The following is a 25359-nucleotide window of genomic DNA, read 5'->3' as shown; positions in this document are numbered from 1 at the left end:
TTTCAATTCTGGGGGCTATTTGATCGAAATCAAATATTGTGGAAAGACTGTATACCCAAGCTACCTCAAGATGCACTCCCAAAGGGCGAATTTATTGAGGTAACTTGAGTATTAATTAAATAAAAAACCGCATGGTATATCAACACCATGCAGCTCTGCCAATTCACATAATTAATGTTATATGCTATTTACTTTCTTAACGCGTTCAACTTGATCTGCGCAATACCAAAGATAGAATCAAGATCATAATTGCCATGCTCTGTTAGCATGCCGGCTTTCATCCCCATAAGAATTTCGATAGCTTCTTTAACATGGCTAATTGCCCATATCTGGAAATTGCCTTTTTCTACCGCCTCAACAATATCTTTACGTAGCATCAAATTATGCGCATTCGATGCTGGGATAATTACCCCTTGAGTGGGTTTACGCCCTTTGATGACACACACATCAAAGAAGCCTTCGATTTTCTCGTTAACACCTCCAATTGGTTGCGCATCACCAAACTGGTTCATTGAACCTGTAATCGCCACATCTTGACGAATCGGTTGTTGAGAAAATGCAGAAACAATGGCACACAACTCAGCCATTGATGCACTATCACCATCAACACCACCGTACGACTGCTCAAAGGTTAAATGTGTGGTTAATGGGATTTTAGATGTTTTACCAAACACTGACGCTAAATAAGCAGATAGGATCATCACCCCTTTTGAGTGAATACTTCCTCCTAATTCCACTTTGCGTTCAATGTCGAAAACATCGCCTTCGCCAAATGCAGTGGTCGCCGTAATTCGATTAGGTGACCCAAACTGATAGTCTGACGTCGCAATAACGGCCAATGCATTAACTTGCCCAACAGACACACCTTCAGTATCAAGCAACGTCGTCCCCGTAACGAAACTATGCATGACGTGATCTTTTAAGCGACTCACCCGCTTTTCTTGATTCTGTAATGCTTGTTCAACGTGATGTGTTCGGATCATCGTGGCATTCGACGCTCGCGCACAATAATTAGTTTCACGGAGTAAGTTCGCAATATCGGCGGAATGCAGAGATAATTTATACTGATCATCAGCGCGGCGAGAACTGTATTCAATCACACGTGCAATCGCTTTACGGTCGCAATGCAACATATTGTTATCGTGAACGATACTAGAAATGAAGCGCGCATAGTGCTCTTCCGATTCATCGGTACGCACCATCTCATCTTCAAAATCAGCCGTCACACGAAACAGTTCACTGAATTCAGGATCATAGTGCTGTAGCAACTGATACGTCTGATAATCACCAAACAAGATAATTTTCACATCTAACGGTATCGGTTCAGGATCCAACGAAATTGTGCCAGAAAGCGTTACTTCACGTTCTAGTGAACTCAAATTCAATTTGCGAGAACGGAGCGCACGCTTCAAACCATCCCATACATAGGGACGCTCAAGCACTTTCACTGCATCCATCATTAACACGCCACCATTTGCACGATGCAAACTACCTGGACGGATCAATGAAAAATCGGTAAAAACAGTACCTTTAAATGTCGCATTTTCAACATAGCCAAAAATAGCGTGATAGTTTGGATTTTCTTCAACCACGATCGGAAATTTATTGTCATTTTGACTGACGAGCACATTCACTTGATAGCGGCGCGGCATTTTCTTGTCTAATGCGGCGTAGGCTAATGCAACTTGCTCTTCGTTTTCTTCTAAAAAGATATCCAAGTTCTCAAGAATATCTTTTTCCAATGCCACTAAATGGTGCTTCACTTCTGACTGACGTTGGTACTTGTCTTTTAATTCTTTGATCGAATGCACGATAACTTCAGAAGCTATTTCTTCATTGAGCTTCTGCTGTTTATCGGTATAGTTTTCTTCCCACTCCGTTAGCTGACGAACAATGCCACGCAATTTCGCTTCAAACTGATTGATATTTTCGTCAAACTGGTTTCTTTCTTCTTCAGTTAATTGATCAAACGTTTCTTCGGTGTGTAACTCTTCACCATTCATTGCGATTAACTGATAATCACCCTGCGTGGTTAGCGATAGGCTGATGCCTTTTTCTTTAGCCTGCTTCGTTAAATTAGCGAGGGCACCCTCTTGCTTTTCAGCAAGCTGATTTTTTAGCGTTTCAGCTCGGGAATAATACATTTCATTATCAAAAGCGAGTGGCATGCCTTTGACTAAACGCTGCATGAGCTTTTCAATGTCTTTCTTAAATTGAATACCTGTTCCTGCAGGTAGCATCAATACTTTCGGGCTACGGGTTTCTTCAAAATTAACCACATAACACCAATCATATAGATTGCTTTCTTTATCATTCGGCTCATGACGATTTAAATAACGCATCACCATCGTACGTTTACCTAAGCCATTTCGACCTATCGCATAGATGTTATAGCCTTTCTCTTTAATCGACATAGCAAACTCAACCGCCTGCTGCGCCCTTTCTTGGCCCACAATTTCATCTAATGGTGTTAAATGCTTCGTTGATTTGCAATCAGCATCTAACCCATTTAATTCAGATACTCGATACAGCTTGTCACTGCTTAGGGGTTTAATTGGCATATGCGTCCCTCTTATATGACAGTTATTACTCTAGTGTAGTCAGAAAATTATTATATTTTAGTGACTTAACTAACGTTTAATTACTTGAATATACGTGATTTCATGCTTATCGCTTACTTAACAAACAATACACTTAGCACTAACAGGGATATTGATTAAACAGAATGAGCAAAAATTGAAATCAAAGAGGAGGGTTACTATCGTTTTCACATAAGATCTGCACTTAAAAAAGTCAAATTAACATGTGATTGCATATGTAATTTTGCAACAAAATATAACAGCTAAAATTTTTCGAATAATTTCACGATATGAATTAAATATGGAGAGCGATCTGCATCACTAAACACATCTACTATTTAAAAGGAAAATAACACAAGTGTGATAAATATCACCAAAAGCAAAAAAGAAAAATACTTACAAGTGAGATCTAAAGCCTGAACATTTGATTGACATTTTAAAAATGCAAGAAATGTAACTCACTTACAAAGGGTGATCGTGACAGTTGTCACACTATAAATTGGTAGGGCCCAAGATTAATTTGACATAAGTCACAAAAAACCCGTTATCAGTTCTAATTTCAATATCTATGGTAAATTAATTGGGTACTAAGCAATCGACGGTTTTGGCGAACCGTTACTTACAACAGAATATAAAAATAGAACATCAAACGGGGAATCCTAATGATATCACCAGATGCAAAGATCAAGGTACAAAATTTTGGTCGCTTCTTATCTAATATGGTAATGCCAAATATCGGTGCGTTCATCGCATGGGGCTTTATCACAGCTTTATTCATTCCAACAGGCTGGTTTCCAAACGAGGAATTAGCAAAACTTGTTGGCCCTATGATTACATATTTATTGCCACTTCTAATCGGTTATACCGGTGGTAAATTGGTTGGTGGTGACCGTGGGGCGGTTGTCGGTGCAATAACAACAATTGGTGTTATCGTCGGTACAGACATCCCAATGTTCATGGGCGCAATGATGGTCGGCCCTATGGGTGGCTGGGCAATCAAGAAGTTCGATAACTGGGTAGACGGTAAAGTAAAAAGCGGTTTCGAGATGTTAGTAAACAACTTCTCTGCCGGTATTGTGGGCATGATCTGCGCAATCATCGCGTTCTACATGATTGGTCCATTTGTAAAAGTACTATCAGGTGGCTTGGCTGGCGGTGTTAACTTCCTTGTAGAAGCAGGTTTATTACCTTTAACGTCAATCTTTGTTGAACCAGCAAAAATTCTATTCCTAAATAACGCGATTAACCACGGTATCTTCTCGCCATTAGGTATTCAACAAGCTAGTGAAACTGGTCAATCAATCTTCTTCTTGATTGAAGCGAACCCAGGTCCTGGTCTTGGTGTTCTGCTTGCTTACACAGTTTTCGGTCGCGGTACTGCTAAGCAAACGGCTGGTGGCGCATCTATCATCCACTTCTTCGGTGGTATCCACGAAATTTACTTCCCGTACATACTGATGAATCCACGTTTGATTCTAGCGGTAATTGCTGGCGGTATGACGGGTGTATTCACACTTACATTATTCAACGCAGGCATTGTTTCACCAGCCTCTCCAGGTTCAATCTTTGCCATCTTATTGATGACACCTAAAGCATCATTTGTGGGCGTTATTCTTTCTGTAATCGCTTCAACAGCGGTTTCATTCTCTGTTGCTGCACTGCTAATGAAAACTCAAAATACAACAGATGAAGACGACGATACAACTCTTGCTTCTGCAACTTCAAAAATGAAGGGTATGAAAGCGGGCTCTAAAGGCAATTCGGCAGAAGTAACAGCTGAAGATAAAAGCAATATTAATATGGCTGACGTACGCAACATCATTGTTGCTTGCGATGCCGGCATGGGATCGAGTGCAATGGGTGCAAGCCTGCTGCGTAAGAAGGTTCAAGATGCTGGACTCAACATTAGCGTAACGAACAGTGCCATTAATAGCTTGCCGCAAGAGGTAGATATCGTGATTACTCATAAAGATTTAACAGACCGTGCTCGTAAACATGCAGCGAATGCAAAACACATTTCGCTAACAAACTTCCTAGACAGCCAAATCTACAACGATTTAGTGACCAGTATTGTGGCAGCAAACAGCCCTGACGCAGCAAACGACTCTGCAATAGTAAAAGTATCACCTGTCGCAGCAAACGAAGATAGTTTTGAACCACAAGAGAAGCAAGTATTCCAAATTCAAGCTGAGAATATTCACCTTGGATGTACTGCAACCACAAAAGAACAAGCGATAAAATATGCTGGCGAGCAACTGGTTAAAATGGGTTATGCAGAACCAGATTACGTAGACGCAATGTTCGACCGTGAAAAACTCGTATCAACATACCTAGGCGAATCTATCGCGGTTCCACACGGTACTGTTGAAGCTAAAGACCGTGTTATCAAAACCGGTATCGTAATTTGTCAGTACCCTGCAGGTGTTCTATTCAGCGATGATGAAGACGACCTAGCGAAGCTGGTAATCGGTATTGCAGCGAAGAACGATGAACATATTCAAGTTATCACTACTATCACCAATGCACTCGACGATCCTGATGCTATCGAGCGTCTAACTAGCACAACAGATGTCAACGAAGTGCTAAGTATTCTTGCTGGCCAAAAAGCCGCTTAATACGCTGAGTGACCCCGAGGTTAGATGCTCGGTCTAGCCTCTGCTCATTCTTAAATTACTTTTTAAAATTAATTATTGGTAGGTAAAGATTATGAAAGCAGTTCATTTTGGCGCAGGTAATATCGGTCGTGGTTTTATTGGTAAATTACTTTCAGATGCAAATGTCGCGGTTACATTTGCAGACGTTGATAAACCACTTGTTGATCAATTAAGTCATGATCAATCTTATAAAGTAAAAGTGGTTGGCAGCCAATGCCAAGTTGATACTGTCACCCACGTAACAGCTGTTAACTCAGCAAGCCAAGACGTTATCGACCGCATTGTGCATACAGATTTAGTGACTACGGCTGTTGGGCCTAACGTACTTGATATCATTGCGAAAACAATCGCAACAGGTCTTGCACAGCGTTTTGAGGCACGCAATGAAAAATCATTAAACATTATTGCTTGTGAGAACATGGTACGTGGGACGACACACCTAAAAAATGAAGTATATAAACACCTTGATGAGCAATATCACGCTCGTGCAGACGCGTTAGTTGGCTTCGTTGATTCTGCAGTAGACCGTATCGTTCCACCTTCAGAAGCAGCGAATGACCCATTAGAGGTTACCGTTGAAAGCTTCAGCGAGTGGATCGTTGATAAGCAGCAATTCAAAGGTGATATCCCTGTAATTGAAGGGATGGAAATGACTGACAATTTGATGGCATTTGTTGAGCGTAAATTGTTTACGCTAAATACTGGCCACATCATGACAGCTTACCTAGGCGCACTAAAAAGTCATAAAACCGTACGTGATGCCATTGAAGATAATGAGATTCGCGAGCAAGTTAAAGCCGCGATGCAAGAAAGTGGTGAAGTATTAATCAAACGTTATGGTTTTGACCGTGAAGTGCACAATGCTTACATTGAAAAAATCTTAGGCCGATTCGCAAACCCTTATTTACGAGACGAAATTGACCGTGTTGGTCGTCAACCAATCCGTAAACTAGGAGAAAATGATAGATTAATCAAACCATTACTAGGTACAATTGAATACGGAACAGAAAACAAAACCTTACTTAAAGGTATTGCTGCTGCATTCATGTACACCAACGAATCAGATCCACAGGCCGTCGAGCTACAAACCTCGTTAAAAGAGAAAGGCCTTCGCCCAACATTGGCGTATTACACAGGTATCGACGCTGACAGCAAGGAAGCGAAGACTATTGAAACTATTTTTCTACAATTGAGCTGATTACTCATCGTGATTAAGTGAATAAATTCACTCAAAATCCAAATGTGGAAAGACTTGGAAGGGCAATAACTGCCCTTCCCTGTTACGAAAGAGAATACACAGGTTATGGCACAAAGTGACCAAGAGTCAGACATCCTTGAACGATTAAGTGATACATCTAATGTGCGCGGTTTCATTATCACTTCTGTCGAAGTATTTGAAGAAGCTGTCGATAGCTTAATCCAGCGTATATTTCGTAAAGACGATTTCGCCGTTAAGTCTGTGGTCGGCCCTTTACTGGATAACTCTGGCCCCTTAGGTGAAATAACGGTTCGCCTTAAGCTATTGCTGGGTTTAGGTGTTGTTTCACACAACATTTACCAAGATATCGATGCTTTTCTTAAACTGCGTGATTTTCTTAACAGCGATGGTAGCGATTACTGTTTTACTGACCCAAAAATATTACAACCCATCAAAAAAATGCATGCGGTACAAAATATGGGAATGGTACAACTTGAAATCGCCTCGCCAGGTGACGATGTCGACCTTATTTTTTATCAAATGCAGTTAGCTCGTCAAGAGCAGATCATCAAGTCGGCGCTTGCTCTTGCAATTGCTGGCATCTGTAATGAACTTGGTCGTGATAGTCCATTTTGATTCTGAACTCCATGGATGGTTTTTCCGAATAGCACCCTCTTTCATACCCTTGCCCCCTACCGCTAAAGCCTTAAGCGCATATAATTAAGCGTAAACCGTTACCGTTTGTGAGTCTAGAATGTGAAAACCTCACAATAAGATCGCTTTTTTGTTTTAAATCATTGGCACTGATTCAAAACTTATTTTACAATGCAAATAATGATTTGAAATTTAATAATTCTGTTTATAGAGGTATCAAAGTGAGATTAATTCCATTAAGCAATGCTACTCAAGTTGGCGCATGGGCTGCACGTCATATCGTTAAGCGTATCAATGATTTTAATCCAACAGCAGATCGCCCTTTTGTACTGGGGTTACCTACAGGCAGCACGCCTCTATCAACTTATAAAGTATTAATCGAACTGCACAAAGCTGGCGAAGTTAGCTTTGAAAATGTTGTAACATTCAACATGGATGAGTACGTGGGTATTGACCCAAACCACCCAGAATCTTACCGCACATTCATGCACACTAACTTCTTCAATCATATTGATATTAAAGCAGAAAACATCAACCTATTAGATGGTCAAACTGACGACATCGATGGTCACTGCAAAGCATACGAAGATAAGATTAAGTCTTACGGTAAAATCAACTTATTCATGGGCGGCGTAGGCAACGATGGTCACATCGCATTTAACGAACCAGCATCATCGCTATCTTCTCGTACACGTATTAAAACACTGACTGAAGATACACGTATTGCCAACTCTCGCTTCTTCGGTGGCGACATTGCACAAGTGCCTAAGTACGCACTGACTATTGGTGTTGCAACACTATTAGATGCTGAAGAAGTGATGATCCTAATTCAAGGTCATAATAAAGCACTTGCTCTTCAAGCAGCAATTGAAGGTAGCGTAAACCACATGTGGACGGTATCTGCACTTCAACTTCACACTAAAGCGGTTATGGTTGCTGACGAAGCAGCACAACAAGAGCTTAAAGTGAAAACAGTGAAGTACTTTAAAGAGCTAGAAGCTGAGAATATCAAAGGCTTATAAGCTTTATTTTCTACAATAAAAAAGCCGCATATATAATGCGGCTTTTTTTATTATTCACTGAACTACTTAAATTAAAGTCACTTAGTTAATTCAAGCGCTTCATTCATAACATGGAAGATATAGTTTTGCTCGACAGTACCTTGGAACAGCCACGCTTTAGGACCACGAGCAAAGATTGTAACGTCTTCACCTGAATGTGTTTCTGATCCTAAACGAATCAAAGATTGCTGTAAGTAATCAACGCTAGTTGCTTCTTGTTGAGTTACGTCAGCACGCCCCTCTTTTACTGCTCCTGGACCATTACCATACGAGATAGTCGTGTACTTTTTACCAAACTCATCTTCGCTGTATTTGCCCTTCGTTTTAGACAAACCCAAGATTGGATTACCGCGCTCTGCGTAACCATTCATGATCATGGTGTGTGCGTGATCAGCTGTCACAATAATCAGCGTATCTTCACTGCTTGTTTTCTCTAATGCCAGTTTAATGGCGTCGTCGTATGCAACTGTATCTTCAAATGCACGTGCAGCATTACCCGCATGGTGCGCATGATCGATTCGCCCCGCTTCCACCATCATCACATAACCGTCTTTATTTTTACTTAGCATATCGATCGCTTTTGATGTCATCTCGGCTAACGACGGCTCATTATTGTCTTTTTGACGATCAATTTCATATTCCATGTGACTATTGCCAAATAAACCAAATACACGTTCCGTTTTAGCAGGGTCGATAGCATCAAATCCTTTACGGTCATATATGTACTCACCATTTGGGTAACGCGTTTCCCATTCAGTGATCAGGTTACGACCATCTTTACGTTTACCCGTTTTGTCTGCATTTTCTGGATCTTTCATATCGACAGGCATAAATTCGCGACGACCACCACCAAATGCGACTTGAAAACCATCACCGAAATCAAAGTTAACAAATTGGTCTGCAATATCTTTACAGCCTTGATTCTTTGCAATATTCGTCATTGCGGCATCACTTTCCCAATCACGATCAGCAGAGTGTGCGTAAGCAACAGCTGGTGTCGCATGAGTCAGACGCGCAGTAGAAACAACCCCCAATGCTTTGCCTTTTTCAGCGGCCATTTCAAACAACGTTTTGGCTTCATTACCTTTTACTGTGCTACAAAAACCGCGTCTTACATTGTCATCAACACTAATAATGCCCGCTTTGGTTTTTACGCCCGTTACGATTGCAGATGCCGTACCCGCTGAATCGGGTGTTTGCATATCGGTGTTATACGTTTTTGACATCGCAACGTGCGGCATGGTGTCCATACTAAGCTGATACTCTTCACCCGTATTACCCAGCTTTTGCCCTGCATAGATACGAGAGGCAGTCATTGTGCCCACACTCATACCATCGCCGATAAAAATAATGACATTTTTCGCTTTGGTATCAATCGGTTTAAGTGCTTTAGCTTGCTCTATCGCTCGCTGTCCATTTTTAAACCAAACATCATTTTGTTGCGGCACAGCGGCAAATGCACCATGAGAAATGAATGCAGTTGATAAAGCGGCAGAAAGTGCTGATATAAAAAGTGTTTTGTTCACTACGGATTCCCTATCGTTGTTATACATCAAAGCCAAATTCAAGCTTTGAAACACGTTGATTAAAAGTAATAAGTTGCACGCATAGTGGCTTACTTTTATGACCGCCGTTTTACAATCCGTATAATTTAATGTGACGCTACATATTTGGGGAGCAATATTTAAATGCTTGAATATATTGACTCATTACAAAGCTCTAATCTAATGAATCTGTGCACTTCATTATTTAACATGAGGGTATGATTATGGTGGGATTCTAACCGTTACCAACATTCGATAACGGTTAGTTTTATCTGTCTAGTAGGCTATTTTCTTTTTACAGCAAACCTTCTACACGTGCCTGTTGCAAAACAATTGGGTCAACAGCGGCATATGCTGCATCCCATAACAAACCTATATACATTCTCTCCTCCCCTTTTGCTTGGCGTTCTAACCGATCAAGCTTTCGCAACCCATCCAAGCTTAACGGTTGGGTAAATAACGTTTTAGCTTTTTCAAGTATTTCCATGTGCCTGTCTCCAGCAATACATAATTGAGAAGCGATCTGATTTACTCAGCTAGCTGATCAATTAAGTATCATGGAAGCACTATCAAGAAAAAATAAACACTTATATATCAAACTGTAGCACGTAATTCACACTGCTTTTTCATGCAGTTACAATATACACGACCATTATAGGTTCAAGTCAATCTTTCTGCTTAAAGCATTGCGTGACTCGAACCGCAATTACTGAACGATTATGCATACTTCACCCAGCCGTAGTCCAAGGCTATATCGTTAAAAAGCAGACTTGATAACGTAGTTGATGAGTAAACCTGTTCAGCAGACCCACGTATTGTAGAGTCAAATCCAAGGTAATAATTTGAAAAATAACGGTAAAACATCACAACCAACCCTAACAGCACTCCAAAAATGGATGTTGAACAGTTGAGTAAAGTATTGTCAGGTGCTTTATCAAAGAGGTGGATAATGCGACGCACTGCACGTGAATAGGCATCAATGGTTGCTGAGCGTTTACCTTGCGGTTTTAAGCTAGTAACCTGTTATCCATAAAGAAAATAGGCACGAAGTTGTTGTGGATGATCTTCGGTTGCTCAGAGCGAGTCTTTAGTTATTGGAGGAAAAATGGAATTTACTAGTGCTAAAGAAGAACAATATAATGATATAGCGCGGTTGACTGCATCTCCTGAAGAATTATTTTCATTCTGTGCAACTGGCAGTTTTCCATGGGATAAAAAGCAGATTGAAGAAACGGCAAAAGCTAGAAAAAGTTTAACTGTCTGTATTATTGCAGGGCAAGTTGTGGCTTTTAGTAATTTGTACAATGTTGTTCCAGGGGAAAGTGCATTTATTGGAAATGTTATCGTTGGTCAAGATTTTAAAGGACAAGGCATCGGTAAGGGGTTAATCAAGCACATGATAGAAGTTTGCAGGGAAATTTATGATGCAGTGCCGCATTTGTCGGTGTTTAACTTTAATACACGAGCTTTGTTAATGTATAGCAAATTAGGTTTTGAACCTTACTCTGTAGCAAAGCATATATCGCCCCAAGGCGAGAGTGTTGCTTTAATCCATATGCGCCTGACGCAACGAATATAACCGGTTAGCCGGAGGTTTATAACCTCATTAGTTCATGCCTATGCTAGGCGTACACAAAGCCATCAACACAATTTATGACGGCGTTATATTGAAAAAATTAGTAAGAGGATTTCATGGAAGAACAGTCTCAAATCTACCTAGACACATACCTCAGCTCTCTAAGTGAATCTGAGCGTAAAAAGTATCAATCATTCAGTTCGGATTATTTCTGTGCTGATGAGCATAATGCCAATTTATGCGCTGAATTAATTCGAATCGGTCAAAAGACAGCAACTTGCAGCCTTAATTATTGGTATGAATCAGATGAAGAACCAAGGCCAACTGTTGGTCATTTACTGGTTGTCGTTGATTGGAATGGAAAGCCAATTTGTATTGTTGAAATCGACTCAGTTGAAAAGTGTAAATACAGTGAAGTCACGGCAGAATTTGCTTATGCGGAAGGTGAAGGTGACCGTTCACTTGAATGGTGGCGCAAAGCCCATTGGGATTTCTTCGCTAAAGAGTGCATTGAGTTAGGTATTGAGCCAAATGAAAATATGGTACTTGTTTTAGAACGATTCCATGTGGTTCATCAATAGGCAATAAACAACGCAGAAATAGACATTAGGTTATGTATCAAAAATAGTGGCTAACTGCCTATGAATGAGCTAGAGCATTAGCCACTACACTAGAAATGGTATATCGAATATGAACATAACAAAGACCAAATTGATAATTCACAGTCCAACTCTTTAGTCTCTAATGCTGGATTTGATCTAAATAGAGGCAGTTAAAGCAAACGTTATTGTCTGTTTAAGTTACCTTTTTATTTGGAATTCCGTTTGTACGAATCTTATTCACATTTAAGTTTATTAAGTGGCGGAGTACATATCGAAACATCACTTTTTTTATACCAGACAAATTACTACCATGTACTGAATAGAAATCTTCTGGCTGAGTGAATACGCCAAAGTCATCAGCAATCCCTTCACTCTGTATATAGGTATCTTTCCCTTTCCAGTCAACCTCAGGATTAGACAAGCATTTGGTTGCAATTGCGTAGCCTGAAAACGAATCACTTTGTTCGGCAAATTGCTTTTGAACTTGCTTTAAGTAATCTTTATCTAAGATATACCCTTCCAAGTTAATCCAACGCCCATCGTGATAAACTTCCACCCAGCTATGGATGATACGAGCTGGCGCGATCTTAAAAAGGTAGTTCGGGATTGCCCCTCGCTGTAACTCATTATAAATAGTAAAACCGTGAAAACGAGTAGCAATACCTACAGCACGGAGCAGCGCCATTAATAACGTTCCTTTAGTATTACATTGCCCGTAACCATCTTTTAACACTTGGCTAGCGGCCATACGGTCATCTTTGTTATAACCGAAACGAACCTCGTCTCTGACATAATTATAAATTGCACCAATAGCAGCGAATTCCGACAGTTTTTTCCACTCTCTTCTCTCAACCAAGTTTTGGATATACGGGTGCATGAAATCCAGCATTGACGTTTCTTGTCGATAATCTTTTGATAGCTCACTCATCGGTAACTCCTTTCATCGAATATGTAACAAGAGTAACCAATGAGCGGAGCTAAAAATTGAATAAACTGGCTAACTTTTTTGAAAAATAGCGTTTGCTTGCCGAATGGTCATTCCAAATGTTTTTCGAAAAGTACGGCTTAAATGCGCACTATCAGAAAAGCCTGCCATGTGAGCAGCATCTGTCGCAGACTCTCCATTTAATATTGCTCTTACAGCACAAATCATTCGACACCATAGCAAATATGGTCGCCAAGGAATGCCCAGCTCTTTACTAAATAAGTGAAGAAAGCGGCTCTCCGATAGAGCCAGTTTTTGAGCAACATCAGACGCCCGCCAATTGCTAGGTTTAAGGCATTTCCCATCTAAGCATTGGTTGAGTTCATGTAATAATTTTTTAATGCGATGATCCGCGATCTGACTTTCATTGATGAGAGGAAATTTATTTGAAAGCGCTAAATTTTCAAATAAAGGGGAAAGTAGTACAGTTAAATCATCAATGTATTCTGTATGTTTAATCGTGGGTAAAGGCACTTTAAATACTTTTGAAGGTTGCCCTGCCAATTTCTTAGATAGCTCCCCCCCTAATTCGCTAGTGGGCTCGACCAACAAGATCCAACCCTCATCAATTTGTAGCTGATGCTCGACGTTAGAATCAATAATTACTGGTGTCGATATTTCATTATTATCTAGTTTGCAGCTATAGCCATTTCTAGGGCACGCCAGTTGAATCGCGTGGTGACGATGAGGAGAGGCATCTATAGATGAACCATATATGATCACTATACCTGCCTTGATCCAAACATTAGACTTCATCACTTCTCGTTTCTCTAATAAATTTTATGTGGTTCAAATATTCGACTGTAGTTACCTATTTTGATTGTACTAGACACTGCAAGGGTGAGCATTTAACGAATTATCAACCGATTTAACTGTTCGCTTATTCCTTTCAGAGCCATATTTCGGTTAAACCACCATTAGATCTAAGTTATTTTTTGAACAAAGATATGGTGCAAACACACATATAGCCTGCACCATAAGCTGACATGAATTTTACGGCTTCATCATTTCAGTATTATCAATTGCTGCTTTCAATAAATAGCTTAGCGAGCGTCATTAAGCACTTGCTGAATCGACTGAATGAATGTTTCAGGATCTTGCGCCCCAGAAATTAGATATTTCTGATCCAATACAATCGAAGGGACAGACTGAATACCACTATTTGTCCAAGTTTGTTGATTCATTTTCACATCATCAGCAAAACGTTCATCGGTTAATACCGCACGCGCTTCTTCACCATCTAACCCGACCTGCATTGCAGCCGTTACCAGTAATTCAATATCACTCGGATCTTTCTGCTCGGTAAAATAAGCATCAAATAAGGCTAACTTTAATGCATGTTGCCTACCCTGCTTTGCAGCCCAATGTAATAACTGATGTGCTTTAAATGTGTTATAAATTTTAAATTCAGGGGTGAAGTTGAACGTAAAATCTAAAGACTCCCCGATCTGAATCAGATTTTCACGGTTAGCTTGGCTTTGCTCTGACGTTAACCCGTACTTCTTGGTTAGGTGCTCGCCTAAATTCTCCCCTTCACTTGGCATATCAGGGTTAATTTGGAAAGGTTGCCAATACAGCTCTACGTTTATCTTTCCTTCAAATGCACCAAGTGCTTCTTCAAGGCGTCTATAGCCAATAATACACCACGGGCATACAACATCAGAGACGATATCGATACGAATATTACGGAGCTTTGACATGAAAACCTCTTTTACATTCTTATTTTATCAAATAGATCGGCACTCTCTGTGAGTGCTCAATAACATCCTAACATTAATCGTTGTGATCATATGCTGTTTATAACGCGAGTAATCGCTGCATTAATCACGTTTAGTGCGCCGATTTGTGACTATTTCTAACATTCATTATCTGTAAAAAGAGAGTGGCTATGGCTGATAAAGCAATACCAAATAGAATGACTGTTGAAATAGATTCGCCGTGTATTAAGAATGTAAGAAGTGCCACACAAGCTGGGCTCATATAGATATAAGCGGTAACACTGCTTGGGTTTAATGCTATAGATGCTTTTTGATATAAATAAGAGGTGAGTAATGTAGCGCCAATTGCTAAATACACCATGCTCAACAAAGCGTTACCTTGTAGCAAATCCCACTGTAATGGAATACCCATCGCCACAGTGGCAATCGTCATCCACAGCGTACCGCCTAAAAGCGTACAAAATGTAAGAACGATGACGTTATCTTTTCGATAAAGCAATTTCATAACAATGGTATAACCACACATTGAGCAGACACCTAGCATGAATATCAAATCACCTTGAGTTAAAGATAGCGATAACAACGAATTAAGGCTGCCATTAAATACCACCCATAGCGTACCAATTGCCCCTAAAATATAAGCAAAAAATTGCACCAAGCCGACTTTCATCTTGAACAAGAAAATACACAGTACAGCAGTGATAAAAGGGGTTAATGTATAAAGCGTGCCTGTATTTAATACCGTGGTCGTTTTTAATGCCTCGAACAAACAAATGAAGTAACCAGAATAAAAGAAACTGATCACCATGCAACGTGGCAATACACGCATTATTTGCTTACGAAACCTTGGTGTAAATAATACAACAGGCGCTAAACACAAGGTCGCAATGACGAATCGGAGTAACGTCAACGATATCGGATTAACCGTTCCGGTTAGATTATTCGAGGCAAGAAAAGAGCCCGCAATCAAGATAGTCGCAAGTATTACCATACAGTGAGCTTTAATCGTTTTCATTCTTCTACCCAGTGCTGTGAAGTAACAATAATAGCAAAAAAAATTGTGATGAATTTGTGAGAATTTCGCGAGATGATTGTCAGATTTATCCGTCATGCTTTGAATATCACCAATAACATGATGGACGCGATGATGAAAACAACAATGCACTTACCCTCTGTAATAAAATCCTCTTTGATCAGTACCTCTATATTGTGTGCTGTGGGCTTACAGGCGGCAGAACTTGATATTTCAATAACCAATGCAACAAAAGGAATTTACTTTACGCCACTGCTTATTGCTGCACACAGTGCTGATGCCCATTTATTTGAATCGGGCACTAACGCATCGGCAGAACTAGAAGCAATGGCAGAAGGTGGTGATATTTCAGGTTTATCCTCTTTAGCCAGTAATGCAGGGGCTGTCGTTATAGAGAACCCCGCAAGTGGCATTCTTAATCCCGGTGTAGCGGCTACAACATCCATAAGTACTGGCGACCTAGACCGACTCTCGGTAACTGCCATGTTATTGCCCACTAACGATGGTTTTGTCGGACTTGATAGCTGGATTATTCCATCGACATCTGGCACCTACAAGGTTTACTTAAATAGCTACGATGCAGGTACAGAAGCTAACGACGAATTAGCAGCAAGTATGCCTAATCCCCCTTTTATCACGTTTGGTACTGGCGGCACTGGTGTCGAAACCACAGTCACCAATGACAAAGTACATATTCACCCCGGCAACCTTGGTGATACCAATCCAGCAGGAGGTGTAAGCGACATTAACAGCAGCGCATACCGTTGGTTAAATCCAGTAGCGATAATGACCGTAACGGTTAAATAAGGAGGCTGATATGAAATTCCGTCTGATAGCAATTGCAGCCAGTGTAAGCCTGCTAGTAGGTTGTCCCGACAACGACGATAGTGGAGCACCCCGTAGCTATACTGTTACCGTTAAAAACCTTACACCCAATCAACCGCTTTCTCCGCTGGCAGTATTAGCGCATAACGACCAATATCGTCTATTTTCAGTGGGTGAGGCAGCAAGTGATGGCCTAGAAATATTAGCTGAAAGTGGTGACAACTCATCGGTACTTGCTGAAAAAGAAACAAACACCAATGTCGGTTATAGCTTCTCTGGTACAGGGGTTGTATTACCAGGTAACAGCGACACTATTACTTTTACAATTGATCCAACCCAAGCTAGCTTAATCTCTGTCGCCAGCATGCTGGTAAACACCAATGATGGTTTTGTGGGAGAAACCCAATTAGATCTTACATCGCTAGCTGTTGGGGCAAGCTTGAATATGAACATGGCGGTTTGGGATTCAGGCACAGAAAACAATGATGAATCTGCGGCAAGCATACCGGGGCCAGCTGCCGGTGGTGAAGGTTTCAACAGTGCACGTGACGACAATAACCGCGTTTCATTCCATGCTGGTGTTATTAGCCTTGATGATGGGCTAGCAACCTCTGTATTAAACGCAACCCATCGATTCTTAAACCCAGGCGCACGATTAAGTATTACTCGGACAGAGTAGTTGTTACATAAAGCACTTGTCGAATAAAGTACTTTTGAATCGAATAATTTTTGCTATTCAATGAAAGAATTCTTTCCCTATCCGGTCAGTTACACCAGAAGATAAAAACGGTGTAACTGCCATTCTAAAACACGACGAGAACATCATGTCGTGCGAATAGCCGGGGGAAAGATCATGTTAAATACAACAGCAGCAAAGATAACTACAACAACCCAAATAATTGCACCATCTAATATCTTAATTGTTGAAGATGATAACGATCTTGCAGAGCTGATAGGCATGCACTTAACACTGCAAAATCATCAGGTTGTTCGTGCAACCACCATAACTAAAGCCGATAAATTAATTAAAGAGAACCACTTTTCGTTAGTGATTCTAGATAGAGGGCTCGACGATGGTGACGGTTTAACACTTTGCCACACACTGCGCCAGCATGAAAATTGGACACCAGTACTTATGCTAACAGCCAGAGATAGTGAAAAAGACAAAGTCGAAGGCTTAGAATCTGGGGCAGATGACTATTTAACGAAACCTTTTAGCGTTCTTGAGTTTCAAGCAAGAGTAAGAGCTATTTTACGTAGAGAGAGCCACAACGAATCATCAAGTTCAAGCCAACGAATACAACAGACTGAATCAGAGAATACGCTAGATAACCAAGAGCCTGTTTTACATTTTGATGAGTTAGCCATTAAACCAGATTCTCACCAAGTTGAAGTGAACCAGCAGCCGATTAATCTAACAGCAACGGAATTCACCTTGCTGTACTTTTTAGCAAAAAGACCTGGGCGAGTTTATAGCAAAGATGAATTGCTTTCACAGGTTTGGCATACCGACTTTTCGGGCTATCACCATACGGTTTGTAGCACCGTTAACCGATTAAGAACGAAACTGGAAGCCTGTCATCCTAAGCACAAGTACATTCATACTATTTGGGGTGTTGGGTATAAATTTCAAGCTATTTAATGGGCTATTCAACAATTCTACTAACCGCCATAAAGGAAGGATAACCATGAACTTCAAACTACGTTTATTGCTGCTAACGTGTGTATGGTTTTCACTTTCAGCGTTATTAATTGGCTCATTATTTTTCCAACAACAAGCAACAACAGAGCAACGTACCCAGCAAGGTTTGCATCATGAATTAGCCGCCCACATGCGTGATGATAATCCGCTAATGGAAGGCACGAATTACAACCCTGATGCACTAAAGTCCATCTTTCATACTTTGATGTTACTAGGTCCTGATTTCGAAATTTACTTCCTTGATCAACAAGGTAATATCCGCAGCCATGCCGCCCCTGAAGGAAAAGTACAAATGGGGAAAGTTAGCCTTCTTCCTATTAAACAATTTTTGGCTGAAAAGCCGTTTCCCATTTTAGGAGATGATCCTCGCCTACCCGAACAACAAAAAGTATTTTCAGTTGCCCCTATTAGTCAATTTGGTTCAGTGATTGGTTATTTGTATGTGGTTATTGGTAGTGAGAAACATAGCTTACTAACAGCGCAAGAAAGTTACGGTCCAATATTAATGGTACTTATAGCCTCTCTCGTGTTACTTGTAGGATTTAGCATGGCCACTTACTTTATGGTCAAACGTACATTGCTAACACCAATGGAAACAGTCACTCGTCGTTTACGTTTACAAGCCAAAGATAACTTCCGTTTACAACCTGATTTCGTACAACAAGTACCTGAATTACAGCCCATTACGGCACAGTTTTATCAAATGGCGCAATATATTCAACAGCAATTCCTTCAATTACAGCAACAAGAGACATTTCGCCATGAAATGCTGATGCAACTTAGCCATGATTTAAAAACCCCGTTATCAAGCGTATTAGGTTATTTAGAAACATGGCAACTACAGGCTGAAAAGCCAAACCCTTTGATTGATACAGCCCACCGTAATGCTCAAAAACTGGCAGAACAATTGCACCATCAATTACAGCTTGCAAGAGATAAACAACCAGAGCCCGCCCCGCATTTTGAATCGGTCAAACTGGCAGATATTATCTACGAGACAGCAGAAAGCGTTGCTATCGATGCCCAAAGAAAGCACCTATCACTTAATTTGAATATTGCAGACATTGCACCAATAACAGGAGATAAACAGCTATTATCTCGACTTTTCTCTAACTTATTAGAGAATGCAATTCGCCATGCCCCTAATAACTCTTCCATCGAATTAACGGTCATTCAACCTAATAAAAATAAACAGCATAATCAGGTTGAGATCAACATCAGTAATCGTATCGAACAAAATGCCCCTTCAGGATCATTAGGCTTAGGCACCAAAATTATTCAATCGATTCTAATGTTACACAATAGCCAATTACTCACGCAGAAAAAACACGATGTATTCCAGCAATCCTTTATTTTCCGAATAAGCCACTGATTTGACATAGCATAGTTGCTAGTGGACTCTTCGATGAGTTCCAACTTCGCATGTTGATATGTTTAAAGGGCTACTTGTAGCCTTTCTGCCTTAGCCATCAATGATGGCCTCTATGGTTTCTTCCATAACTTCAGCTGAATACTACAGGCGGTTTTCAAGCTATTTGAGAGGAGGTTAAAGACTGACTTGGTCGCAATGCGGGACGAGAAGGCGTAGTAATGTGTTAACTCCGGCAGGGGGGAGCCTGCCAGAGCGATGAGTGATTAACCTTTTAGACCTTCGCTGATCAGCAGGTAACCACGATTGCGTTTTGTATCCATAGTTGCCATAGCGTCGAACAGTTGATCGCTGTCAACCCAGACCCAATCCGCTTTGGCATTTGACACATCCATGATTAGGAAAGAATCAGATGCTTTATCGTAGGCTCCAATAGGTGAGTAATGACCTGAACCTGGCTGATTAAGCGTTTTGCGCGAGTAATTAACGACAACATACTGGTTTTTGGTCTCTAGGGCATGGACCAGTTCTGCTTTCATAGACGCTTTTCTGTCTAGGTTATCGACAAAAACTGTTTTTACCTTTAACTGGTTAGTTGCCACCAGATCCGTCATTTGATCTAGCTGCAAACCGTAATCTGGGCCAGCACCGTCAGAGACAGGTTGTCCCATAATTTGTAGTCGAGTTTTAGTGCTGTGTCCTAAAACAGTATTTTGAGTATAGCGCTCGTAGAACGGACTCCAGTTACCCTGAGGAAAGTAGACTCGGTCTTCTGCCGTTATTGCTAATTCATCTAACGGGATTTCAGTAACATTCTGACGAACACGAAGGGCGTTCATTATAATGCTGGTAGATGCGACACCACAGTAGACTTTGTTATCTTGCGCATCATAAAAGTTTGCTAGCTTGAAAAAATCTTTCTTAAAATTAGACTGTTCAAGGCGGGTGATCCCCTCGTCGCTTGACCAGTCGATGACATCGGCAAAGGCAGCAGAGGTTGGCATAATGGCCAGAGCAAGGGAAAGTAGCGATGTTTTTAGTATTGTTTTCATAATTAACCTTATTTTACACTAATCGTTGTTTTGCAATTCGGCACAGCATGGTGACCCCTAGAGGGATAATACTGTCATCAAAATCAAAATCGCAGGTATGGAGGTTGGTGCCTTTTGAGCCAATCATAAAAAAGCAGGCACCAATACTGTCGTCTTTCTTGAAAAATGCCATGTCTTCGCCGCCCGGACTGGGATCGACATTGGCGTTGAGGTTATCTACCCCGACCGTTTCCTTGGCAACATCAATCACGCAATCAACTTGTTCGGCGGTATTTACTGTCGCTGGGCATAGAACTTCGAAGATAACTTCAGCTTTTGCGTCATAAGCTTCAGCTATGGAGCTGGCGAGCAATTGCATCTTGCGGCGCATAGTCTCGCCTACTTCACGTTCGTAGAAGCGAATGGTACCGCCAGCTTCAGCTGATTCAGGTATCGCGTTAAATACTTCACCACTCATAATTTTCGTTACAGCAAGTACCCCCATTTCAGAACACGGTACGCACTCCGAAACAATGGATTGCCATGCAGTGATGATCTTGGCAGAGATGGTAATTGGGTTGATACATTTGTGCGGCACACTGGAGTGACCGCTACAGCCTTTAACAATCAGGCTGAACTTTTCACCAGCGCCAGTAATAGGGCCATAACGCAGTGAAATGGTGTTCTCTGGCAACCTTGGCATATTGTGAAACCCATACACTTCGTCAAAAGGGTATTTCTCGAACAGGCCATCTTCCATCATGGCTTTGGCTCCGGCGCCTATTTCTTCTGCTGGTTGGAATAAAAAGATGATGCGGCCTCTAAAATCCCGGTTTTCGGAAAAATACCGAGCCGTCGCTAGTAACATTGCCATGTGGCCGTCATGGCCGCAGGCATGAGCTTTACCCGGATGTTGAGAAGCATATAGTTGACCTGTTTGATCCTGCATCGGCAGAGCATCCATATCGGCGCGGTAGGCAATGGTTCTTCCTTCGCCCAGTGTGCCGTCTATAATACCGACAACGCCAGTTTGGCCGAAGCTGCGATCGATTTTCACACCCCAGGATTCAAGTTTGTTCGCGACATATTGAGATGTGTAGTGAAGTTCAAATCCTACCTCTGGCATGCTGTGCAGCGTATGACGCCATGTAGTAATTTCCTGATGCCATTCGTTAACAAGTTCAATTGTGTTCATCATCTATTATGTCCGGATAATAGCCAGAACCTTAGATTCTGGCTGAGTTTACGAGTGGGTTACGCTTTAGTGGTTGCTGGTTCAATTTGTTGCTCTGCTGCACGTTTGCGAGCAATAAAGTAAAGCGGAGAAATCAGTACCATAGCACCCAATCCGACAAGAATTTTAGTTAAGCTTTGGTCAGCAAGTAGCCAGATACAGATACAAACACCTGCAACAGGCACAACCGGACCGAACGGTACTCTGAAGTTATTCTTGGTGCTTTCGTCACCTTCAAAGCGCTTGCGGAACTTAAGTACAGCAATACAGGTAGGGATGTATTGCGCAAAACGGGTTACCACGCTCAGCATTGCTAGAGTAGTAAATGAGCCAGAAAGAGCAATCGGAATAGTCACTAGACCGGATACTAAAATAGCCACGGTAGGGATTCCTTTCTCATTCTTGTGACCAAAGACAGCAGGGATCATCTTGTCGTCAGCCAATGGCAATAACGCACGTGGAATATGGAAAGAAGCGGCAACATTAATTCCGGCAATAGAAATGATTGAGCCGACAGTAATCATATAGAAACCAGCATCACCGAATACAACTTTTGCAGCATCGGCCAACGGTACAGTAGAGTTGGCGATATCAGGGCCCAGAATGCCGACAGACACAGCCATAACCGCGACATAGAATACCGTCACGGCGATAATCACGATAATAATGGCAAGAGGAAGGTTACGTTTCGGGTTTTCCATATCTTCAGCGGCAGTACCGAATGTTTCAAATCCGGTAAAAGCGTAGAAACAAAGGATCAAAGCTGAACCTAGTGTCTCAAAGGAAAGTGAGTGTTCCGCCGTTTCTGCAGGTGCAGAAGAGATAGTAGGCATGATGAATTCTGGGTTAATAAACCACACACCTCCAGCAATTAATATAACTAACGGTATCATTTTTGCCAATGTGGAAATGTTATTTACAAATTTAGCAGCACCCACCCCAGCAAGGTTTAATATTGTTAGCGAACCTACAATGCTAATAATAATTCCGCTACGAAGCATTTGGTCATCTTCAAAACTAAATGTATTAGCAAGAATATTAGTAAGTGCGACAGCCATTACCCCCCACGCAATACATTGCATTATCCATTTCAGGAAACCGACTTCAAAACCAGCAAAAGGACCAAAGGCTTCCTTTGTATATACATAAGCGGCACCATTCTGGCTAAAATAACCTGATGCTTCAGCAAAGCAAAAAGCAATTGTGGCAACAATAACTGCAGTGATAAGAATAAGAGCAACAGACCAGTCACCAGCTAATTGATATAACGAACTAGGTAGTAAAAATATTCCGGATCCAATGATGGAGTTAAATCCAAGTAATACGATACTCGCGAGTCCTAATTTTTGTTTTGTCATGTTTCACCTACTATTACGCCCAATATAAAAAATTGGCACGAGGGAATATCCGATAAATCGGTGTGAAGTAAATACTGAAATAAAAAATCAAAAAGAGTAAATGTTAATTAATGAAGTAATTATTCCCTAGTACTTATGTTTGAATTCAAAATGAGAATACGCTTTATATGAGAGAAAAAAATCCCAAATTTTCCACAATAGGTCTGATTTATAGAAATATTTTCCATAACATCATCAGAAGCATAAATTTACTTTCAGACATTGATCTTGGTTATCTAACAGATACTTACGGAGCTAGAAATAGTCGATCCAGTTCAAATAATGAAAAGAAATAGAAATGTGATTATCTGAAATAACCCTTCATAAAGTAAGACTTTAGTCACACATTGATCAATTAGTAATAATGAACATAGTAATGTTTGAAATTAGATGTAACAAGTTTGGTGGGAGTGTAAATAAAAATCAACAGACGGGAAGTAATAGTTATAAATGATGATTACATTTGTCTTAATACATCATTAATGATTTATAGACTCTGGGGGTTTTAATCGGAGACTAGCCTATAATCCAAATAATTCCAGTTTCAACGAGCATACATCATAGATAACCACTTGCTATGCCCTCGATTCTCAGCAAAGTGATAAAAAGCACTTTTAGTGCTGCATGGTAGAATGATAAAAATGAACTTAACACGTTAAATTTCTTATCGAAGACTGCCACAATTAACCAATAAAAGCCTTTTCAGTATAATCAGCTAATGGGTTGTTATTTGTTTACTCAATTTCACGATGTTTTAATTCTGTTGTAATATTAGCTTGTAGCTGAAGTTATTCTATTGGTTTCAATTAATCTAAATTCAACTTATACCATCTTAATAGGTGAAAATTTATTACTCATTGCGGATAATCCCACTACCAGAACCTTTCAATATGATCTGTTTTCATCCAGCAGTGCTTTTGCTTTCCGACAATACTGAATTTAGTCGTTTCCGGTCTAAGCATATTGGTGCGTATGGGCCAAGCAAGACAGAGAATAATGGGTATAGCGCTCTGGTGATGATCCTCAATGACCTTAAATGTTTTGTTGTTAAGAAAAGAGATGTGACTGGGAAATATATCGCTATATGTTCACAGCAGAATTAAAGCAGGAAATTCCTTCACTGTAAAATTCAGTTATTGAATAATTTCTTTCAAAAAAAACACAGAAAAACGCTGTGTACTTGCAATAAAAAAGCCCATTATCATCGCTGTGAAAGCAGATGATAATGGGCTTTTATTCGACAGAGGCTAATTAAGCAGAAGCCATAGCGCCTTTACCGACACCTTCGTAAGCAACAACCTCAAGTGATTCATCACTCAGTGATTGCTTCACTTCATTAGCAATATACGATGCCAATAACTCGACAGTGGTGTCAGTATCAATAATTTCCGTTTCTGATTTCGCTATTGCGAGCTCGAATTCACCTTGCGGCGCAGTATAACGAAACCCAAAATAACCATCGTCGGTAATAGATGTAGCGTGTTCGCTAAGGTTTAATTCAGCCACAGAAATCATGTCTTCTTTCGTGCCTAAATAAATATCTTCCCAGCGATTTGCCCATTGTTGCTCTAGTTCAGTATGGCGAGCGCCATCAACAAACAGTTCAATGGGAGAGCGATGACCATGAGCAATACGTTGGCAGTTGCCGTCATGCTTTTTTAAACCATGGCTGTAATGATAAAAAGGGCCATCAATCTTTTCATGACGTAAAGTAAGCTCTAACCCTTCAACGTTATCAGGCAAGTTACCTTTAAGTATGTTATGCAGGTAAGCCGTCACAGATTCAATTGTTACTTTTTCTGCATCAATAAAGCAGTATGCTTCTTCAGGGCTATGCAGGTGAATACTTTTATCACCACGCAGTAAATCTACAGTCGCATAACCTGATTTAGTGGTCGCTGTCCGAATCGCAGTATTGTTGCTTGGCACAATCAAACGATGATCGACATGCTCATCAACCAAGAACTTAATTTGCTTTTTCACACGACTGAAATCAAGCAGCATACTCATTTCATTCAGTTCGCCCGACATCACCACATCAAGAATCCAACTTTCACCGACCATTCCACGCTCGTCACACAAGTATGAGGCGTCAATAACCGTAAGATCTCTGACAAATAGCTTCAAAATGAAGTCCTTATTGATAATGATTGTCGTTTATGAGGAGGGCATTATACGCGGCTGAAAGGCTGAGTAA

At 40.7% G+C, this 25359-nt stretch carries 21 protein-coding genes; 10 read left to right on the top strand and 11 right to left on the bottom strand.

Features of this window, described 5'->3' with window-relative positions:
- Positions 1–188: 188 nt before the first annotated feature.
- On the bottom strand, positions 189–2561 hold the full coding sequence (locus C9J12_RS04645) for a Lon protease family protein (protein ID WP_107241641.1): 2373 nt from the start codon (positions 2559–2561) through the stop codon (positions 189–191).
- Between the two features lie 680 nt (positions 2562–3241).
- Here C9J12_RS04645 and C9J12_RS04640 point away from each other — a divergent pair.
- The 4 genes from C9J12_RS04640 to nagB all read left to right on the top strand — a co-directional run bounded on the left by C9J12_RS04640 (position 3242) and on the right by nagB (position 8107).
- A complete protein-coding gene (locus C9J12_RS04640) occupies positions 3242–5194 on the top strand; it encodes a PTS mannitol transporter subunit IICBA (RefSeq protein ID WP_107241640.1) in 1953 nt (650 codons plus the stop codon).
- Positions 5195–5285: 91 nt separating this feature from the next.
- Entirely contained in the window at positions 5286–6431 is a 1146-nt protein-coding gene (locus C9J12_RS04635) for a mannitol-1-phosphate 5-dehydrogenase (RefSeq protein WP_170111717.1), read from the top strand.
- A gap of 105 nt (positions 6432–6536) precedes the next feature.
- The gene (locus C9J12_RS04630; protein ID WP_107241638.1) at positions 6537–7067 is read left to right on the top strand and encodes an MltR family transcriptional regulator; all 531 of its coding nucleotides are present in this window, start codon (positions 6537–6539) and stop codon (positions 7065–7067) included.
- Positions 7068–7306: 239 nt separating this feature from the next.
- The gene (nagB, locus tag C9J12_RS04625) at positions 7307–8107 is read left to right on the top strand and encodes a glucosamine-6-phosphate deaminase (RefSeq protein WP_107241699.1); all 801 of its coding nucleotides are present in this window, start codon (positions 7307–7309) and stop codon (positions 8105–8107) included.
- Positions 8108–8184: 77 nt separating this feature from the next.
- Here the strand turns inward: nagB and C9J12_RS04620 are convergent, their stop codons facing one another.
- Together C9J12_RS04620 and C9J12_RS04615 are read right to left on the bottom strand one after the other, a co-directional pair.
- Positions 8185–9672, bottom strand: a complete 1488-nt coding sequence (locus C9J12_RS04620) for an alkaline phosphatase (RefSeq protein WP_227876270.1) — start codon at positions 9670–9672, stop codon at positions 8185–8187.
- 313 nt (positions 9673–9985) lie between these two features.
- Complete coding sequence (locus tag C9J12_RS04615) at positions 9986–10177, bottom strand: hypothetical protein (RefSeq protein ID WP_107241636.1); 192 nt, start codon at positions 10175–10177, stop codon at positions 9986–9988.
- Positions 10178–10795: 618 nt separating this feature from the next.
- Here C9J12_RS04615 and C9J12_RS04605 point away from each other — a divergent pair.
- Positions 10796–11269: a GNAT family N-acetyltransferase gene (locus C9J12_RS04605; RefSeq protein WP_227876269.1), complete on the top strand. Its 474-nt coding sequence runs from the start codon at positions 10796–10798 to the stop codon at positions 11267–11269.
- A 113-nt stretch (positions 11270–11382) separates the two neighbouring features.
- Positions 11383–11847, top strand: a complete 465-nt coding sequence (locus tag C9J12_RS04600) for an ASCH domain-containing protein (RefSeq protein WP_107241635.1) — start codon at positions 11383–11385, stop codon at positions 11845–11847.
- 214 nt (positions 11848–12061) lie between these two features.
- Here C9J12_RS04600 and C9J12_RS04595 read toward each other — a convergent pair whose 3' ends face one another.
- The 4 genes from C9J12_RS04595 to C9J12_RS04580 all read right to left on the bottom strand — a co-directional run bounded on the left by C9J12_RS04595 (position 12062) and on the right by C9J12_RS04580 (position 15586).
- Positions 12062–12796, bottom strand: a complete 735-nt coding sequence (locus C9J12_RS04595; RefSeq protein WP_107241634.1) for a transglutaminase-like domain-containing protein — start codon at positions 12794–12796, stop codon at positions 12062–12064.
- Positions 12797–12865: 69 nt separating this feature from the next.
- Positions 12866–13609, bottom strand: coding sequence for a helix-turn-helix transcriptional regulator (locus C9J12_RS04590; RefSeq protein WP_107241633.1), 744 nt, complete (start codon positions 13607–13609; stop codon positions 12866–12868).
- A 287-nt stretch (positions 13610–13896) separates the two neighbouring features.
- The gene (locus tag C9J12_RS04585) at positions 13897–14553 is read right to left on the bottom strand and encodes a DsbA family oxidoreductase (RefSeq protein ID WP_107241632.1); all 657 of its coding nucleotides are present in this window, start codon (positions 14551–14553) and stop codon (positions 13897–13899) included.
- Positions 14554–14683: 130 nt separating this feature from the next.
- Positions 14684–15586, bottom strand: a complete 903-nt coding sequence (locus tag C9J12_RS04580; RefSeq protein ID WP_107241631.1) for a DMT family transporter — start codon at positions 15584–15586, stop codon at positions 14684–14686.
- A 144-nt stretch (positions 15587–15730) separates the two neighbouring features.
- Between C9J12_RS04580 and C9J12_RS04575 the strand changes: the two genes are divergently transcribed.
- The 4 genes from C9J12_RS04575 (at position 15731) to C9J12_RS04560 (ending at position 19503) form a co-directional block, all read left to right on the top strand.
- Entirely contained in the window at positions 15731–16411 is a 681-nt protein-coding gene (locus C9J12_RS04575) for a spondin domain-containing protein (RefSeq protein ID WP_170111719.1), read from the top strand.
- Between the two features lie 10 nt (positions 16412–16421).
- Positions 16422–17108, top strand: a complete 687-nt coding sequence (locus C9J12_RS04570) for a spondin domain-containing protein (RefSeq protein WP_107241630.1) — start codon at positions 16422–16424, stop codon at positions 17106–17108.
- Positions 17109–17282: 174 nt separating this feature from the next.
- A complete protein-coding gene (locus C9J12_RS04565) occupies positions 17283–18071 on the top strand; it encodes a response regulator transcription factor (RefSeq protein WP_107241629.1) in 789 nt (262 codons plus the stop codon).
- A 46-nt stretch (positions 18072–18117) separates the two neighbouring features.
- Positions 18118–19503, top strand: a complete 1386-nt coding sequence (locus C9J12_RS04560) for a sensor histidine kinase (RefSeq protein ID WP_107241628.1) — start codon at positions 18118–18120, stop codon at positions 19501–19503.
- Between the two features lie 263 nt (positions 19504–19766).
- On the opposite strand, the gene C9J12_RS04555 is transcribed toward C9J12_RS04560, so the two are convergent.
- The 4 genes from C9J12_RS04555 to C9J12_RS04540 all read right to left on the bottom strand — a co-directional run bounded on the left by C9J12_RS04555 (position 19767) and on the right by C9J12_RS04540 (position 25289).
- Positions 19767–20552, bottom strand: coding sequence for a phytochelatin synthase family protein (locus tag C9J12_RS04555; RefSeq protein WP_107241627.1), 786 nt, complete (start codon positions 20550–20552; stop codon positions 19767–19769).
- Between the two features lie 13 nt (positions 20553–20565).
- Positions 20566–21729, bottom strand: coding sequence for a M20 metallopeptidase family protein (locus tag C9J12_RS04550; protein ID WP_107241626.1), 1164 nt, complete (start codon positions 21727–21729; stop codon positions 20566–20568).
- A gap of 56 nt (positions 21730–21785) precedes the next feature.
- The gene (locus tag C9J12_RS04545) at positions 21786–23123 is read right to left on the bottom strand and encodes an APC family permease (RefSeq protein WP_107241625.1); all 1338 of its coding nucleotides are present in this window, start codon (positions 23121–23123) and stop codon (positions 21786–21788) included.
- Positions 23124–24413: 1290 nt separating this feature from the next.
- Positions 24414–25289, bottom strand: coding sequence for a 6-carboxytetrahydropterin synthase (locus C9J12_RS04540; protein ID WP_107241624.1), 876 nt, complete (start codon positions 25287–25289; stop codon positions 24414–24416).
- Positions 25290–25359 lie beyond the last annotated feature (70 nt).

Origin of the sequence: Photobacterium frigidiphilum (assembly GCF_003025615.1) — a bacterium.
GTDB lineage: Bacteria > Pseudomonadota > Gammaproteobacteria > Enterobacterales > Vibrionaceae > Photobacterium > Photobacterium frigidiphilum.
The sequence above is the reverse complement of the archived record's forward strand: the minus strand, read 5'-3'. Positions and strand labels throughout refer to the sequence as shown.